The sequence below is a fragment of the Saccharothrix longispora genome, assembly GCF_031455225.1.
Lineage (GTDB): Bacteria > Actinomycetota > Actinomycetes > Mycobacteriales > Pseudonocardiaceae > Actinosynnema > Actinosynnema longispora.
In genome coordinates, this window is record NZ_JAVDSG010000001.1 from 8189187 (window position 1) to 8202420 (window position 13234).

The window sequence follows — 13234 nt, forward strand, 5'->3', positions numbered from 1 at the left end:
TCTTGTCACTACCTCGGGGGGGACGGCGACGCGGTGTCCTGTTCGGAGGATTTGGCCTCCCCTTTACCCGCGCGCCGGCACCATGGTCACCAGGAGTCGCGGCAGGAGGTGCCCTGGTGGGCCTGTTCGACCGTTTTCGCAGGAAGAAGCGCCCCGGCGTGCTGAGGGAGTCCACGTCCGCGGACACCGGCCACCTGGAGAAGTGGGCGGCGGCGAGGCGCGGCGTGGAGGCGTACGTCGAGCCCAAGACGACCGTGACCGAGACCACGGTCGTGCTCGTCGCGCACGACGGCGAGTGGACGCGCCGCCGCATCGACGGCACGGACGGCGCGAAGAAGTTCGCGAAGAAGCTCGGCATCCCGATCTACGACGCGGGGATCGTGGGGTACCCGAAGCGGATGCGCGAGTACTCGCGCCGCAAGAACCAGGGGTAGGGCGGGCCGGTCCGCCGGGACGCGACGAGCGGTCGCGCGCGGTCACGGGCCGGTCACCGGTAACCGCGACGTCCGAAGTGGACGGTCGGGTGCCCCGGTCCGGTCACGCGGTGGCGCGACCGGACCGAAGCCGTCCGGGATCAGCCGTTCGCGGCGATGTCCGCCAGCACCGCGGCCAGGGTGCGCACGGGCACGCCGGTGCCGCCCTTGGTCGTGTAGCCGTACGGGCCGCCGCTGTGGAACGACGGGCCGGCCACGTCGATGTGCGCCCAGGTGACGCCCTCGGGGACGAACTCGCGCAGGAACACGCCCGCGGTGAGCATGCCGCCGAACCGGTGGCCGGCCACGTTGGCGATGTCCGCCACCCGCGAGTCCAGGTCGCCGCGCAGCTCGTCGGGCAGCGGCATGGCCCACGCCTGCTCGCCCACCGCGCGACCCAGCTCGGCGATCCGGTCGCGGAACTCCTCGGTGCCCATGACGCCCGACGTCCGCTTGCCCAGGGCCACGACCTGGGCGCCGGTCAGCGTGGACGTCTCGATCAGGTAGTCCGGGGCGTCCTCGCAGGCCCGCACGATCGCGTCGGACAGGATCAGCCTGCCCTCGGCGTCGGTGTTGAGCACCTCGACGGTCTTGCCGCCGTACATGGTCAGCACGTCGCCGGGCCGGTAGGCGGTGCCGGACGGCATGTTCTCCGCCATCGGCGCCCACGCGGTGACCTCCAGCGGGTACTTCAGCTTCGCCGCCAGCACGACGGTGGCGATCACGGCCGCCGCGCCGCCCATGTCCGAGGTCATCTCGTCCATGCCCGCGGCCGGCTTGATGGAGATGCCGCCGGTGTCGAAGGTGATGCCCTTGCCGACCAGCGCCACCTTCTTGGCGGCCTTCGCGCCCCGGTAGGTGATGCGCACCAGGCGCGGGGGACGGCTGGAGCCGCCGCCGACGCCCAGGATGCCGCCGAAGCCCTGCTTGCGCAGCGCCTTCTCGTCCAGGACCTCGACGTCGAGGCCCTCGGCCTTGGCCAGGGCGGCGGCGCGCTCGGCGAACGACGCCGGGTAGAGGTCGTTCGGCGGGGTGTTCACGAAGTCGCGCACGGCGGCGACGGCCTCGGCGACGGCGGTGGACGCCTTCACGGTGGCGTTGTGGGCGCGCTTGGTGCCCTCGGCGGGCGCGACGAGGTCGACCCGGGCCACCGGGCCGTCGCCCTTGGCCGTCTTGTAGTCGGTGAAGGCGTAGCCGCCCAGCAGCGTGCCCTCCACGGCCGGGCCGAGGTGCAGCGCGGAGAGCGTGGTGACGGCGCGCTTGCGGCCCGCGAGGGCGCGGGCGACCGCGCCGGACGCCTTGCGCACCTGGTCCTCGGACACCGAGCCGTCGGCGGCGGGCTTGCCCAGGCCGACCGCGAGCACGACCGGGGCGGCCAGCTTGCCGAACGTCGGCACGCTCACGACCTCCTCGGCCTTGCCGCTGGCGCCCAGGGTCTCCAGCACGCCGAGCAGGCCGCCGTCGAACGCGGCGTCGACCGCCTCGGAGGCGCCCGCGAGGGACGGGCCGGCGGGTCCCTGGGTGGTCCCGATCACCACGACGTCGGCGGCGGTGCTGCTCAGGTCACTGTCGGTGATGGCCAGCTTCGGCGCGATCACGGCGGCTCCTCGATGCGGTCCTCCCGGCACTTCCTGGTCGTGCGGCGGGAACGGGGGTGGATCGTGACGAATGCTAAAGGTCCGGCCGACACGCTCGGTCATCGCACTCGCGATTGCACCGAGTAACAATTAACACGTTCGGGGGTAAACCATGCGGGGGTCAGCGTTCAATCGGTCTTTTTCTGCGATCGTGTACCGGTGACAATCACAGCCCGTGCCGTCGCGCTCGCTCTCGGCGCGACGCTGGGCGCCGGTGTGCTCACGGGTTTCGCCCCCGCCGCGGCGGTCGCCGGTCCCTGGTTCCTCCCCGCGCTGCTCCTCGCCGCCGTGACCGCCCTGTGCTGCGCGTTCTCCACCGCGGACCAGCACCGCGCCTACCCCGACGCGCCCGGCGGCTACGCCTACACCCGCAACCAGCTCGGCCCGTGGCCCGCGCGCATCACGGCCTGCGCCCACCTCGTCGGGCGGGCCGGGGTGGCCGCGGCGCTGGCCGGCGCGTTCGGCGCGCACGTGGTGCCCGAGCACCGGGTCGTCGCGGCCCTGGGGCTCCTCGCGGCGACCGCGGCACTGGGCGCGGCGGGCGTCCGCTGGAGCGCGCGGATGTCCGCGGCCTCCGCGGTCGTGGTGGTCGGGGTGCTGCTGCTCGTGGTGCTGGTCTGCTTCTCCGTCAGCCCTCCCGGTAACCCGATCGGGTCACCGGCGGTGTTCGCGACCCCCGGCTTCGACGGCGTGATGGGCGCGGCGTCGGTGCTGTTCGTGGCGTTCGTCGGCTTCGAGCGGGTCACCGCCCCGCACCGCGGCGAGACCGCGTTCGACCCGCGCGTGCTGCGCGTCGCCGTGCCGGTGGTGGTCGTGACCGTGCTGGTGCTGATGGTCGCGGTCGGCGCGGCGCTGCTGCGCCAGCTCGGCCCGGCGCGCCTGGCCCTGTCGCCCGCGCCGCTGCGCGACGCCCTGGTCGCCGCCGACGGCCGTTGGCTGCTGCCCGTCCTCGGCGTCGGCGCCGCCGTGGCCGCCGTGACCGCGCTGCACGCCGTGCTCGCCTCCGGCCGGCGCACGCTCGTCGGCCTGACCGAGACCGGCGACCTGCCCGCCGTCCGCGCGGCCTGGCCCCTGGACGTGCTCGCCGCCGCGCCGGCCGCGCTCGTCGTCGTCGCGCTGCCCCCGTCGACCGCGCTCGCCGTGGGCGCCTGCGGCACGGCGTTCTACTACGGCTTCACGAACGCCTCCGCCCGCGTGCTGCTCCAGGAGGACCGCACGTGGCCGATGCGCACCGCGTGCCTCGGGCTGGGGCTGTCGGTCCTGCTGGCCATGAGCGCGCCCACCGCGGCACTCGTCGTCACGCTCGTGGCGCTCGCGCTCGGTACCGGTCTGCTCGCGCTCGGTCGGGTGCGGCAGGCGGTGCGGCAGGCGGCGGGGTAGCCCATCCGGATGGTCGGACGTCCGAGCGTCGGGACAGCGATTTTCCGACGTCCTCGCGGCGGCTATCGTGCTGTCATGACGACAGCGTTGCCTTTCACCCGGACCTCCCACCCGCAGCCGGCGACCCCGGAGCGCGTCGCGGAGGTACTCGCGAAGCCGGGCTTCGGGCAGCACTTCACCGACCACATGGTGACGATCCGCTGGAATCGCGAGCAGGGCTGGCACGACGCGACCGTCGAGCCGTACCGCTCGCTGGAACTGGACCCGGCGGCGATGGTGCTGCACTACGGCCAGGCGATCTTCGAAGGGCTCAAGGCGTACCGCCGGCCCGACGGCACGATCGCGTCCTTCCGCCCCGAGGCGAACGCCGAGCGCTTCCGCGCCTCGGCCCGCCGCATGGCGATGCCCGAACTGCCCGACGAGCTGTTCCTCGGCGCCATCCGGGAACTGGTGGCCGTCGACGAGCGCTGGGTGCCGTCCGCGGCCGACGAGTCGCTGTACCTGCGGCCGTTCATGATCTCCACGGAGAAGGGCCTCGGCGTGCGGCCGGCGTCCGAGTACCTCTTCGCCCTGATCGCCTCGCCCGCCGGGTCGTACTTCGCGGGCGGGGTGAAGCCGGTGACGGTGTGGCTGTCCGCCGAGTACGTGCGCGCGTCGCCCGGCGGCACGGGCGCGGCGAAGTTCGCGGGCAACTACGCGGCGTCCCTGGTGGCGCAGGCGCAGGCCGCCGAGCAGGGCTGCGACCAGGTCGTCTGGCTGGACGCGGTGGAGCGCCGGTGGGTCGAGGAGATGGGCGGGATGAACCTGTTCTTCGTCTTCGGCTCCGGTGACGACGCCCGCGTGGTGACGCCCGAGCTGTCCGGCGCGCTGCTGCCCGGCATCACCCGGGACTCGCTGCTGCGCGTCGCGCGGGACTTCGGCTACGCCGTCGAGGAGCGCCGGATCTCCACCGAGGAGTGGGAGAAGAAGGCCGAGTCGGGCGAGCTGACCGAGGTCTTCGCCTGCGGCACGGCCGCGGTCATCACCCCGGTGGGCCACGTGAAGCACGCGAGCGGCGAGTTCGACGTCTCCGGCGGCCTGACCGGCGAGGTGACGACGAGGCTGCGCGACCACCTCACCGGCATCCAGCAGGGCCGGGTGGCCGACGAGCACGGTTGGATGACCACGATCGCCTGACCCGGCGACCGCCTACCCCAGCGCGCACACCGCGAGCACGGCCACCGTGGCCGTCTCGCACGCCGCGCCGAGCACGTCGCCGGTGATCCCGCCGAAGCGCTCGCGCGTGTGCGCCACCAGGAGCAGCACGAGCCCGGCCGCGAGCAGCACCGCGGCCGGGCCGCGCCACGGGTCCACCAGGAACCCGGCGGCGGCCAGCGCGGTCCACCACAGCGCGGCGACCCACGCGGGCTGGCTGCCCGCCACCAGCGCGCCCAGGCCCTCGGGCCGGGCCGCGGGCACCCCGCGCAGGCAGCACAGCAGGAACGCCGCGCGGCCCGCCACGAGCGCGAGCACCACCGCGGGCCACGGCACGACCGGGAACGCGGCGGCCTGCGCGCCCAGCACCACGACCAGCGCGACCACCGCGAACGGCCCCGCCCCGCCGTCCTTCATCACCGCGAGGGCGCGTTCCGGCGGGCCGTAGCAGCCCAGGCCGTCGGCGGTGTCGGCCAGCCCGTCCAGGTGCATCCCCCGGGTGGCCAGGGCCAGGAAGCCCACCACCAGGAACCCGCCCAGCAGCGGTGGCAGCGGCAGGCGCAGCAGCGCGACCACGACCGCGCCCAGCAGCACGCCGACCAGGGGCGCGCAGGCGATGGCCCGCCGCGCCGCCCGCGCGTCGACGTCACCGACGCGCACGGGCAGCACGGTCAGCCAGGACAGTGCCAACCGCATCAGCGGGTGCCCATCACGCGGGTGCCCATCAGGCGGGTCCGGAGACGCCCGCGTTCTCGAAGGTCGCCATCTCGGCCAGCACGCGGGTCGCCATCACCACCAGCGGCAGCGCCGCGACCGCGCCCGAGCCCTCGCCCAGCCGCATGTCGAACTCCAGCAGCGGCTCCAGGCCCAGGTGGTTGAGCGCCAGCGCGTGCGCCGGCTCCGCCGACCGGTGCCCGGCCACCCACCACTCGCGGGCGCCCGGCGCCAGCTCCTCGGCCACCACGGCCGCCGCGCCGACGACCACGCCGTCGAGGATCACCGGCGTGCGCCGCACGGCCGCCTGCGCCAGGAAACCGGCCATCGCGGCGATGTCCGCCCCGGACGCCGCCGCCAGCAGCGCCACCGGGTCGTCGATCACCGGACGGGCGCGGCGCAGCGCGTCGCGGATCGCGGCGGTCTTGCGCATCCACCCCTGGTCGTCGACGCCCGTGCCGCGACCCACCGCGGCGACCGGCTCCGCGCCCGTCAGCGCGGCGATCAGCACGGCGGCGGGCGTGGTGTTGCCGATGCCCATGTCGCCCGCGATGAGCAGGTCCGCGCCGCCGTCCACCTCGTCGTCCACCAGCTTGCGGCCGATCTCGACCGCCTTGACCGCCTCCTCGGGCGTCAGGGCGTCCTCGCGGTCGATCGACCCGGAGCCCCGGCGCACCTTCAGGTCGCCCACGGCCGTGTCGGAGTCGACCGACACGTCCACCACGCGCACGGTCGCGCCGGCCACGTTCGCCAGCACGTTCACCGCCGCGCCGCCCGCCAGGAAGTTGGCCACCATCTGGCCGGTGACCTCGCTCGGGTAGGCGGACACGCCGTGCTTCGCCACGCCGTGGTCGCCCGCGAACACCACGACCCGGGGCCGGGTGAACGGTCGCGGCGGGCACTCGCCCTGGCAGGCCGCCACCCAGGCGCCCAGCTCCTCCAGCCTGCCCAGCGACCCGGCGGGCTTCGTGAGCACGGCGTGGCGGGCGACGGCCTCGCGGCGTGCGGCCTCGCTGGGGGGCTCGACGGACGGGAACTCGATGGTCACCGACTACCTCCGGGCTTCGCGCAGTCGCAGTGGGATTCCGGCGACGACCAGCAGCACCTCGTCGCAGACCTCGGCCAGCCGCGCGTTGAGCGAGCCGAGGTGATCGCGGAAGAGCCTGCCAGAGCGGGTGCCGGGCACGACGCCGAGCCCGACCTCGGCGGACACCAGGACCAGCCGGGTCCGCGTCCCGGCCACCGCGCGGACCAGCGCGGCGCACTCGTCCTCGACCCGGCCGAGGTCACCGGTCCCGTCCCACGCGCCCGCGTCGTCCATGACGCCCGTGAGCCACGTGGCCAGGTCGTCCACCAGGATCGGCGGGTCGGTGCCGAGGGTCGCGGTGAGCACGGCGGTCAGGTCGCCGGCGACGGACGCCTCGACCGTCGTCCACGTGGTCGGTCGGCGGGCGACGTGCCGCGCGATCCGCTGCTCCCAGTCCGCGTCGTCGGCGTAGCGGCGGCCGGTCGCGACGTAGGTCACGACGTCGTCGGTCAGCAGCCCCTCCGCGTGCGCGGACTTCCCCGACCGCGCGCCGCCGAGCACCAGTGTCCGACGCGTCACACCGCACCCCATCCGTTCCACGAGGACATAGCCTGACCGGGAACGTTACCCGCAGCACGCAGCGCGAGGAGGCCGTCGTGGAGTACCGCTGGCGGTACCAGGACGAGCAGGGGCAGGAGGTCGACGGCCCGGTCGTGGCGTTCGTCGACCAGACGGAGGCCGAGGAGTGGTTCGGCACGTCGTGGGAGGAGCTGCGGGAGGCCGGCGTCGCCCGGGTGACGCTGCTGCGCAGCGAAGCCGAGGTCTACGGCCCGATGTCCCTGTCCCCGGCCGGGGACGACCAGCTCCGGTAGCGGCCGGGGACAGGGCGCGCGTCACGGGGTGACGGTCAGCCGCGGGTCGGTCTCGACCGCGTCGCCGAGCACCGCGTCGATCTTCTCCAGCAGCTCGTCCTCCAGCTTCACGCCGGCCGCCTTCACGTTCTCGTGCACCTGCTCGGGACGGGACGCGCCGATGATCGCGCTCGCCACGTTCGGGTTCTGGAGCACCCAGGCGACGGCCAGCTGGGCGAGGCTGAGCCCGGCCTCCTCGGCCAGCGGCTTGAGCCGCTGCACCTTCTCCAGCACGTCGTCGCTCATGAAGCGCTGGATGAACTTCGAGCCGGTGGCGTCGGTCGCGCGGGAGCCCTCGGGCACCGGCTGACCCGGCAGGTACTTGCCGGTCAGCACGCCCTGCGCGATCGGGGACCAGACGATCTGGCTGATGCCCTCGCGCTCGGAGGTCGGCACGACCTGCGACTCGATGACGCGCCACAGCATCGAGTACTGCGGCTGGTTGGAGATGAACGGCACCTTCAGCTCGCGCGCCAGCTCCGCGCCGCGCGCGATCTGCTCGGCGTTCCACTCGGAGACGCCGATGTAGAGCACCTTGCCCTGCCGGACCAGGTCGGCGAACGCGAGCATCGTCTCCTCCAGCGGCACCGTCCGGTCGAACCGGTGGGCCTGGTAGAGGTCGACGTAGTCGGTCTGGAGGCGCTTGAGCGAGCCGTTGATCGACTCGGAGATGTGCTTGCGGCCGAGGCCCTTGTCGTTGGGGCCGCCGGGGCCCGTCGGCCAGAAGACCTTCGTGAAGACCTCCAGGGACTCGCGGCGCTCGCCCTTGAGGGCGCGCCCGAGCACCTCCTCGGCCTTCGTGTTGGCGTACACGTCGGCGGTGTCGAACGTGGTGATGCCCGCGTCGAGCGCCGCGCGGACGCAGGCGGTCGCCTGGTCCTCCTCGACCTGGGAACCGTGGGTGAGCCAGTTGCCGTACGAGATCTCGCTGATGTTCAGGCCACTGCGGCCGAGGCGTCGGAACTCCATGCCGCCAAGCCTAGTACCGGGTCGTTCGGGTTGCTAATGAACTCGCCGGTCGCCCGCCGACCGCTCCCGGGACCCGTCCAGCGCGGCCAGGGCCTCCTGGCTCCTGGCGATGAGCGTCACCAGCGCGTCCCGCGTGAACGACGCTTCGAGCTGACCGCCCGCGAAGCTGAACTCGGCCACGTCGGGGCCGACCTCGCACCGCAGCGTCATCCCGTCGGTGAAACTCGCCCACGAGGCGACCTTGCCGCCCAGCACCGTGCTCAACATGCGCCCGTCCTCGGTTGTGTCCACTTGGGGTAAGCAAGGCAAAGTTGACCACCGTCGAGAGGCGATCGGTTTGATTTGCCGGGATGTCCAACCGATCAGGTGACACGATCCTGACCGGTCGACGCGGCTCGCCGCGAGAGACTCCCCGACGTGGCAGAGGAGGAGTTCGACCCCGTCATCGCCCGCCTCCAGTTCGGCGAACTGGCCCGGCAACTGCGCGAGGCCGCCGGGATCGGGTTCGGCGAGGCGGACCAGGGGCTCGGCGGCTACTTCGGCAAGCTCTCGAAGATCGAGAACGGCATCATCGCGCCCCGCCCGCAGGACGAGGACTGGATGATCGCCCGGTACCGCGTCCCGCCGGCGCGGGTGGACGAGCTGCGGGGCTTGGCGACGATCGCCCGGCGACGCGCCACGCCGGCGAAGAACGTGAACTCGTCCCGGCAGTACGTCTCGCTCGAACGGCGCGCGTCCGAGATCCGCATGGTCTACAACGAGGTCCCCGGCCTGCTCCAGACCGCCGAGTTCGCGTTCGCGGCCCTGTCCACGTCACCCGTCATCGTCGCGTCGGACGTGCTCGGGCTCGCCGAGGAACGGGCGGCGCGCGGCCGCAAGGTCGTCCGCCCCGGTGGTCCCGGCGTCTGGGTCGTACTGGGTGAGGACGCGCTGCACCGCTCCAACGGCGGCCCCGGAATCCTCCGCCGCCAGCTCGAACACCTGCGCGAAGTCGCCCGGATGCCCAACGTCCGGTTCCGCGTGCTGCCGAGGTCGACCGCGAACGGCATCGTCCCGGCGCTGGGCTGCCCGTTCACCCTGCTCCACGTCGAACCGGGGAAGAGGATCGCCTACGTCGCGTCGCTGATGCGGCCCGACTACATCAAGGCCACCGCGCCCTACATCGCCGCGTTCGACCAGGCGTGGGACACGGCTGTCCCGGAAGTGGGATCGCTCGGGATACTCGACCGCAGGATCAGCGACCTCGCCGACACCTAGGAGTCGAGACCATGGGTACCGAAACCGACCTGTCGGGTGTCCGCTGGCGCAAGAGCAGCAAGACCAACAGCGGCAACGACGCCCAGTGCGTCGAGCTGGCGTGCCTGGACGCCGGACGGGCGGTGCGGGACAGCAAGGCCCCCGCCGGACCCGTCCTGCGCTTCCCCGGCGCGGCCTTCGCGGCGTTCCTGGACCACGTGCGCCGGGACTGAGGCCCGCGCCGCGGTGGTGCGGTCCGGGGCTGCTCCATCAGGGTGACGGCCGGCCTCCGGTGTATCCGCCGGCCGCGCCGCCGGTCTCCCACATCGTGCCCGCTCGGGCACACCCCCCGGGCAAGGAGACCGCCGTGCGGATCGTCACCGTGACCACCGCGTCGAACGCGCAGAACGTGAACGTCGTCAGCTCGGAGGAGGTGCTGTTCGACGCGGGCGAGACCAGGCCGGGCACCCCCGCGTTCGGCTACGACGGCTACGCCTACGCGTTGATCGCCGACAACCCCGACGGCACGTCCCGGTTCAGCCGCACGCGGAGCCCCAGACCCGCGACCGACCACTCCGCCTCGCCCGCACGCGCCGCGCTCCTCACCTGGCTGGCGGCCCACCGCGAAGCGACGTTCGCCGAGCTGACCGCCCACGCCGCGACCCTCGCCGCCGTCCCGGCGGACCTGCTGGAGCAACTCGCCCACGACCTCTTCGTCCCGGCGGTCCGCTTCGCCGACCCGGCCCACCTGGCGCCCAAGAGCGGCATCACGACGACGTGGAGCGCGCACCGGCGCGCCGGCGCCTGGCCGCGCGAGACCCTCTCCACCGCGGGGAAGCACATGGGCGAGAACTCGGACGCCTCCGACATGCTGTCGCTCGCCACCAGCGAGGCCGCGCTCCTGCACAACGGCGACGACACGGTGTCCGCGCTGATCTTCGGCGGTGTCGGCGGGCACGCGCGGACGATCTCGTCGTTCCTGGTGCCGCGCGACAGCGTCGTGACGCCCGACGACGTCGAGGTGCTGTTCCCCATGGGCGTCGCGGCCCGGCGGTCGCGCAACGAGACCGAGGTGCTCTTCTACGGCGCGGGCCTGGACCGCTACGTCGTCTCCGCGCGCCCCAACCCGTACCGGCGGGAGCACCAGCCCGCGCTCCAGGGCACGCTGGTCGACGAGGTCGAGGACGACGTCGTGCTGCCCCCGGCCCCGGTGGACGCGGGGCTGGTGGTGGCGGGCGCGGCGGCGTTCGGCCCGGCGATGGCGGCGCTCCTCGCCGCGCTGCCCGCGAACACGCTCCCCGACCCGCTCCGGGCCGGACTGGCGTCCCTGACGGCGGGCAGGCCCGCGCGCGTCGCCGTCCGGAGGGCCGTGGACCCCGCGGACGAGTGGTTCAGCGACAACGGGGGTGCCCTGAAGGCGCAGTGGGACGCGCTGCTCCTGCCCTACCGCGCCTGACCCGCCACCGGCGTCGGACCTCCGCGCGTCAGACCTTCGCGCCCGCGGCCACGCGCGGCTTCGGGACGCGGAGGCGGCGGAGCTGGCTGGCCCGGATGAACGAGTACCAGCCGATCGACAGGCCGCGCGTGGTGTCGTTCGGGAACTTCAGGCGCACCCGGCGGGTGACCAGGCGGCCCAGCACGAAGCCCTCCACGATCATCGCCAGCAGCATGAACGTGGTCAGCAGGGTCGCGTACTGCTGGATCGCCGGTGACGGCACCAGCAGCGCCACGAACACCAGGATCGCCAGCGGCATGAACAGGCCCATGAGGTTGCGGCGCGAGTCGACCACGTCGCGGATGTACGCCTTCACCGGGCCGCGGTCGCGGGGGAGCAGGTACTTGTCCTCGCCCGCCATCATCCGCTGCCGCCGCTCGACGGCCGCGGCGCGGCGCTCCTCCTTCGACACCTTGCTGCCCCGGGAGCGCTTGAGCGCCTCTCTCTGGGTGCGGGGCGGCGGCGGCACGGGGCCGCGGCGCTTGCCCTCCGCCTCGCGGCGCTTCGGCGTCGGCCTGCCCTTGCCGGGTGTGCGCGACGGGTCCGCTGAGGTCACCTCCGAGTCGGAGGTCTCGACCTCGGGGGCGGTCTCGGCGGCTTCGTCGGCGTTGCGGCGCAGGAACCTCACCTGACCAGAGTAGGAGATGCCCCGATAAGTACTGTTCGCGAGGTGCGAGTTGTTATCGCCCCCGACTGCTTCGGCGGCACCCTGACCGCCCGCGAGGTCGCCCGCGCGGTGGCCGACGGCTGGCTGCGCGCCGCCCCCGGCGACCACCTGGACCGACGCCCGCTCGCCGACGGCGGACCGGGGTTCGTGGACGTCCTGCACGCCGCCCTCGGCGGTGACCTGCGCGTGACGACCGTCACCGGCCCGCTCGGCACCCCCGTCGAGGCGACCTGGCTGGAGCACGACGGCACCGCGTACGTCGAGTCCGCGCAGGCGTGCGGCCTGCACCTCGTCCCGGCCGACCGGCGGGCGGACTCCGCCGAGACGGCCACCACCAGGGGAGTCGGCGAACTCCTCAACGCGGCCCGCGACGCGCGCGTGATCGTCGTCGGGCTCGGCGGCTCGGGCACCACGGACGGCGGCGCGGGCCTGCGCGAGGCGGTGCTGCCGGTCACCGCCCGCCTGGTCGCGGCGGCCGACGTGGAGAACCCCCTCCTCGGCCCGCACGGCGCCGCGCGCACGTTCGGCCCGCAGAAGGGCGCGTCCCCGGAGGCGGTGGAACGGCTGGAGGCGAGGCTGGCCGGCATGGACGAGCTGGCCGCCGTCCGCGACCTGCCCGGCGCGGGCGCGGCCGGCGGCCTCGGCGCCGCCCTGATGGCCCTCGGTGCGACCGTGGAGTCGGGTGCGGGCCTGGTCCGGAACCTCACCGGCCTCGACGCGGCGCTGGACCGGGCCGACCTGGTCGTCACCGGCGAGGGCAGCTTCGACTGGCAGTCGCTGCGCGGCAAGCTGGTGACGGCCGTGGCGCGCGGCGCGGCGGACCGGGGCGTGCCGTGCGTGGTGCTCGCCGGCCAGGTCTCGGTGGGTCGGCGCGAGGCCTCGGCCGCCGGCGTGGCCGAGAGCTACGCCGTGGCCGACCACGCCGGGTCGGTCGAGGCGAGCCTGGCGAACCCGGCCGGCACCCTCGCCGACCTGGCCGGACACGTGGCGAGGCAGTGGTCACACCTCCGTTCCCGGTAGCTGTGGGAGCATGGGGGGAGGAACAAAGCGGGTACCGCCCGTGTTGCCAGGGAATAGACGCCCGCAAAGGACCTCTGAGGGAGAGCTATGACGACCGCTGACGCAGCCACCACTCCTGTTGACGCCCCGCCGACCCACGGCGTGACGCTCACCGACGCGGCGGCCGTGAAGGCCAAGGCGCTGCTCGACCAGGAGGGCCGCGACGACATGCACCTGCGCATCGCCGTACAGCCCGGCGGCTGTGCGGGCCTGCGCTACCAGCTGTTCTTCGACGAGCGCACGCTGGACGGCGACGCCCTGCGCGACTTCGGCGGCCTCAAGGTGGCCGTCGACCGCATGAGCACCCCGTACGTCGAGGGCGCCGTGATCGACTTCGTGGACACGATCGAGAAGCAGGGCTTCACGATCGACAACCCGAACGCGGGCGGTTCCTGCGCCTGCGGCGACTCGTTCCACTGATCGACCGCGGCTCCACGCGAAAGGCCCCCGCTCCGGCGGGGGCCTTTCGCGT

At 73.8% G+C, this 13234-nt stretch carries 16 protein-coding genes; 9 read left to right on the forward strand and 7 right to left on the reverse strand.

Annotation, left to right across the window (positions count from 1 at the left end; all coding sequences use genetic code 11):
* Positions 1 to 116: 116 nt before the first annotated feature.
* Positions 117 to 434 carry an oxidoreductase gene (locus tag J2S66_RS36135; RefSeq protein WP_310314063.1) on the forward strand — a complete coding sequence of 106 codons (318 nt, stop codon included), beginning with the start codon at positions 117 to 119 and terminating at the stop codon, positions 432 to 434.
* Between the two features lie 140 nt (positions 435 to 574).
* Here J2S66_RS36135 and J2S66_RS36140 read toward each other — a convergent pair whose 3' ends face one another.
* A complete protein-coding gene (locus J2S66_RS36140) occupies positions 575 to 2071 on the reverse strand; it encodes a leucyl aminopeptidase (protein ID WP_310314067.1) in 1497 nt (498 codons plus the stop codon).
* A gap of 198 nt (positions 2072 to 2269) precedes the next feature.
* Here J2S66_RS36140 and J2S66_RS36145 point away from each other — a divergent pair, with 198 nt between their 5' ends.
* The gene (locus J2S66_RS36145; RefSeq protein WP_310314070.1) at positions 2270 to 3490 is read left to right on the forward strand and encodes an APC family permease; all 1221 of its coding nucleotides are present in this window, start codon (positions 2270 to 2272) and stop codon (positions 3488 to 3490) included.
* A 75-nt stretch (positions 3491 to 3565) separates the two neighbouring features.
* The gene (locus J2S66_RS36150; RefSeq protein WP_310314074.1) at positions 3566 to 4666 is read left to right on the forward strand and encodes a branched-chain amino acid aminotransferase; all 1101 of its coding nucleotides are present in this window, start codon (positions 3566 to 3568) and stop codon (positions 4664 to 4666) included.
* A 12-nt stretch (positions 4667 to 4678) separates the two neighbouring features.
* Here the strand turns inward: J2S66_RS36150 and J2S66_RS36155 are convergent, their stop codons facing one another.
* The 3 genes from J2S66_RS36155 to cobU are packed head-to-tail and all read right to left on the reverse strand — an operon-like array spanning position 4679 to position 7004.
* On the reverse strand, positions 4679 to 5380 hold the full coding sequence (locus J2S66_RS36155; RefSeq protein ID WP_310314077.1) for an adenosylcobinamide-GDP ribazoletransferase: 702 nt from the start codon (positions 5378 to 5380) through the stop codon (positions 4679 to 4681).
* 28 nt (positions 5381 to 5408) lie between these two features.
* Positions 5409 to 6446: a nicotinate-nucleotide--dimethylbenzimidazole phosphoribosyltransferase gene (gene cobT / locus J2S66_RS36160; RefSeq protein ID WP_310314080.1), complete on the reverse strand. Its 1038-nt coding sequence runs from the start codon at positions 6444 to 6446 to the stop codon at positions 5409 to 5411.
* 3 nt (positions 6447 to 6449) lie between these two features.
* Entirely contained in the window at positions 6450 to 7004 is a 555-nt protein-coding gene (cobU, locus tag J2S66_RS36165; RefSeq protein WP_310314083.1) for a bifunctional adenosylcobinamide kinase/adenosylcobinamide-phosphate guanylyltransferase, read from the reverse strand.
* A 77-nt stretch (positions 7005 to 7081) separates the two neighbouring features.
* On the opposite strand from cobU, the gene J2S66_RS36170 reads away from it, so the two are divergent.
* The gene (locus tag J2S66_RS36170; protein ID WP_306747001.1) at positions 7082 to 7297 is read left to right on the forward strand and encodes a hypothetical protein; all 216 of its coding nucleotides are present in this window, start codon (positions 7082 to 7084) and stop codon (positions 7295 to 7297) included.
* A gap of 21 nt (positions 7298 to 7318) precedes the next feature.
* On the opposite strand, the gene J2S66_RS36175 is transcribed toward J2S66_RS36170, so the two are convergent.
* Both J2S66_RS36175 and J2S66_RS36180 read right to left on the reverse strand, forming a co-directional pair.
* Entirely contained in the window at positions 7319 to 8305 is a 987-nt protein-coding gene (locus tag J2S66_RS36175) for an aldo/keto reductase family protein (protein ID WP_310314086.1), read from the reverse strand.
* 33 nt (positions 8306 to 8338) lie between these two features.
* On the reverse strand, positions 8339 to 8572 hold the full coding sequence (locus J2S66_RS36180; RefSeq protein WP_310314088.1) for a hypothetical protein: 234 nt from the start codon (positions 8570 to 8572) through the stop codon (positions 8339 to 8341).
* Between the two features lie 150 nt (positions 8573 to 8722).
* Here J2S66_RS36180 and J2S66_RS36185 point away from each other — a divergent pair, with 150 nt between their 5' ends.
* The 3 genes from J2S66_RS36185 (at position 8723) to J2S66_RS36195 (ending at position 10997) form a co-directional block, all read left to right on the forward strand.
* Positions 8723 to 9562, forward strand: coding sequence for a helix-turn-helix domain-containing protein (locus tag J2S66_RS36185; protein WP_310314091.1), 840 nt, complete (start codon positions 8723 to 8725; stop codon positions 9560 to 9562).
* An 11-nt stretch (positions 9563 to 9573) separates the two neighbouring features.
* Complete coding sequence (locus tag J2S66_RS36190) at positions 9574 to 9774, forward strand: DUF397 domain-containing protein (protein ID WP_310314094.1); 201 nt, start codon at positions 9574 to 9576, stop codon at positions 9772 to 9774.
* A 134-nt stretch (positions 9775 to 9908) separates the two neighbouring features.
* Complete coding sequence (locus J2S66_RS36195; RefSeq protein ID WP_310314096.1) at positions 9909 to 10997, forward strand: hypothetical protein; 1089 nt, start codon at positions 9909 to 9911, stop codon at positions 10995 to 10997.
* Between the two features lie 28 nt (positions 10998 to 11025).
* Here the strand turns inward: J2S66_RS36195 and J2S66_RS36200 are convergent, their stop codons facing one another.
* Positions 11026 to 11664 carry a DUF3043 domain-containing protein gene (locus tag J2S66_RS36200; protein ID WP_310314099.1) on the reverse strand — a complete coding sequence of 213 codons (639 nt, stop codon included), beginning with the start codon at positions 11662 to 11664 and terminating at the stop codon, positions 11026 to 11028.
* Between the two features lie 42 nt (positions 11665 to 11706).
* Between J2S66_RS36200 and J2S66_RS36205 the strand changes: the two genes are divergently transcribed.
* Both J2S66_RS36205 and J2S66_RS36210 read left to right on the forward strand, forming a co-directional pair.
* Positions 11707 to 12723: a glycerate kinase family protein gene (locus J2S66_RS36205; protein ID WP_310314102.1), complete on the forward strand. Its 1017-nt coding sequence runs from the start codon at positions 11707 to 11709 to the stop codon at positions 12721 to 12723.
* A gap of 87 nt (positions 12724 to 12810) precedes the next feature.
* Positions 12811 to 13182 (forward strand): HesB/IscA family protein, encoded by a 372-nt coding sequence (locus J2S66_RS36210; protein WP_310314106.1) that lies wholly within the window; start codon positions 12811 to 12813, stop codon positions 13180 to 13182.
* The last annotated feature ends 52 nt before the right edge of the window (positions 13183 to 13234 follow it).

Excerpts from the sequence above, each read along its gene's own strand:
- J2S66_RS36150 (WP_310314074.1), top strand. The coding sequence starts at position 3,566 with ATGACGACAGCGTTGCCTTTCACCCGGACCTCCCACCCGCAGCCGGCG.
- J2S66_RS36155 (WP_310314077.1), bottom strand. The coding sequence starts at position 5,380 with ATGCGGTTGGCACTGTCCTGGCTGACCGTGCTGCCCGTGCGCGTCGGT.
- J2S66_RS36175 (WP_310314086.1), bottom strand. The coding sequence starts at position 8,305 with ATGGAGTTCCGACGCCTCGGCCGCAGTGGCCTGAACATCAGCGAGATC.
- J2S66_RS36180 (WP_310314088.1), bottom strand. The coding sequence starts at position 8,572 with ATGTTGAGCACGGTGCTGGGCGGCAAGGTCGCCTCGTGGGCGAGTTTC.
- J2S66_RS36190 (WP_310314094.1), top strand. The coding sequence starts at position 9,574 with ATGGGTACCGAAACCGACCTGTCGGGTGTCCGCTGGCGCAAGAGCAGC.
- J2S66_RS36210 (WP_310314106.1), top strand. The coding sequence starts at position 12,811 with ATGACGACCGCTGACGCAGCCACCACTCCTGTTGACGCCCCGCCGACC.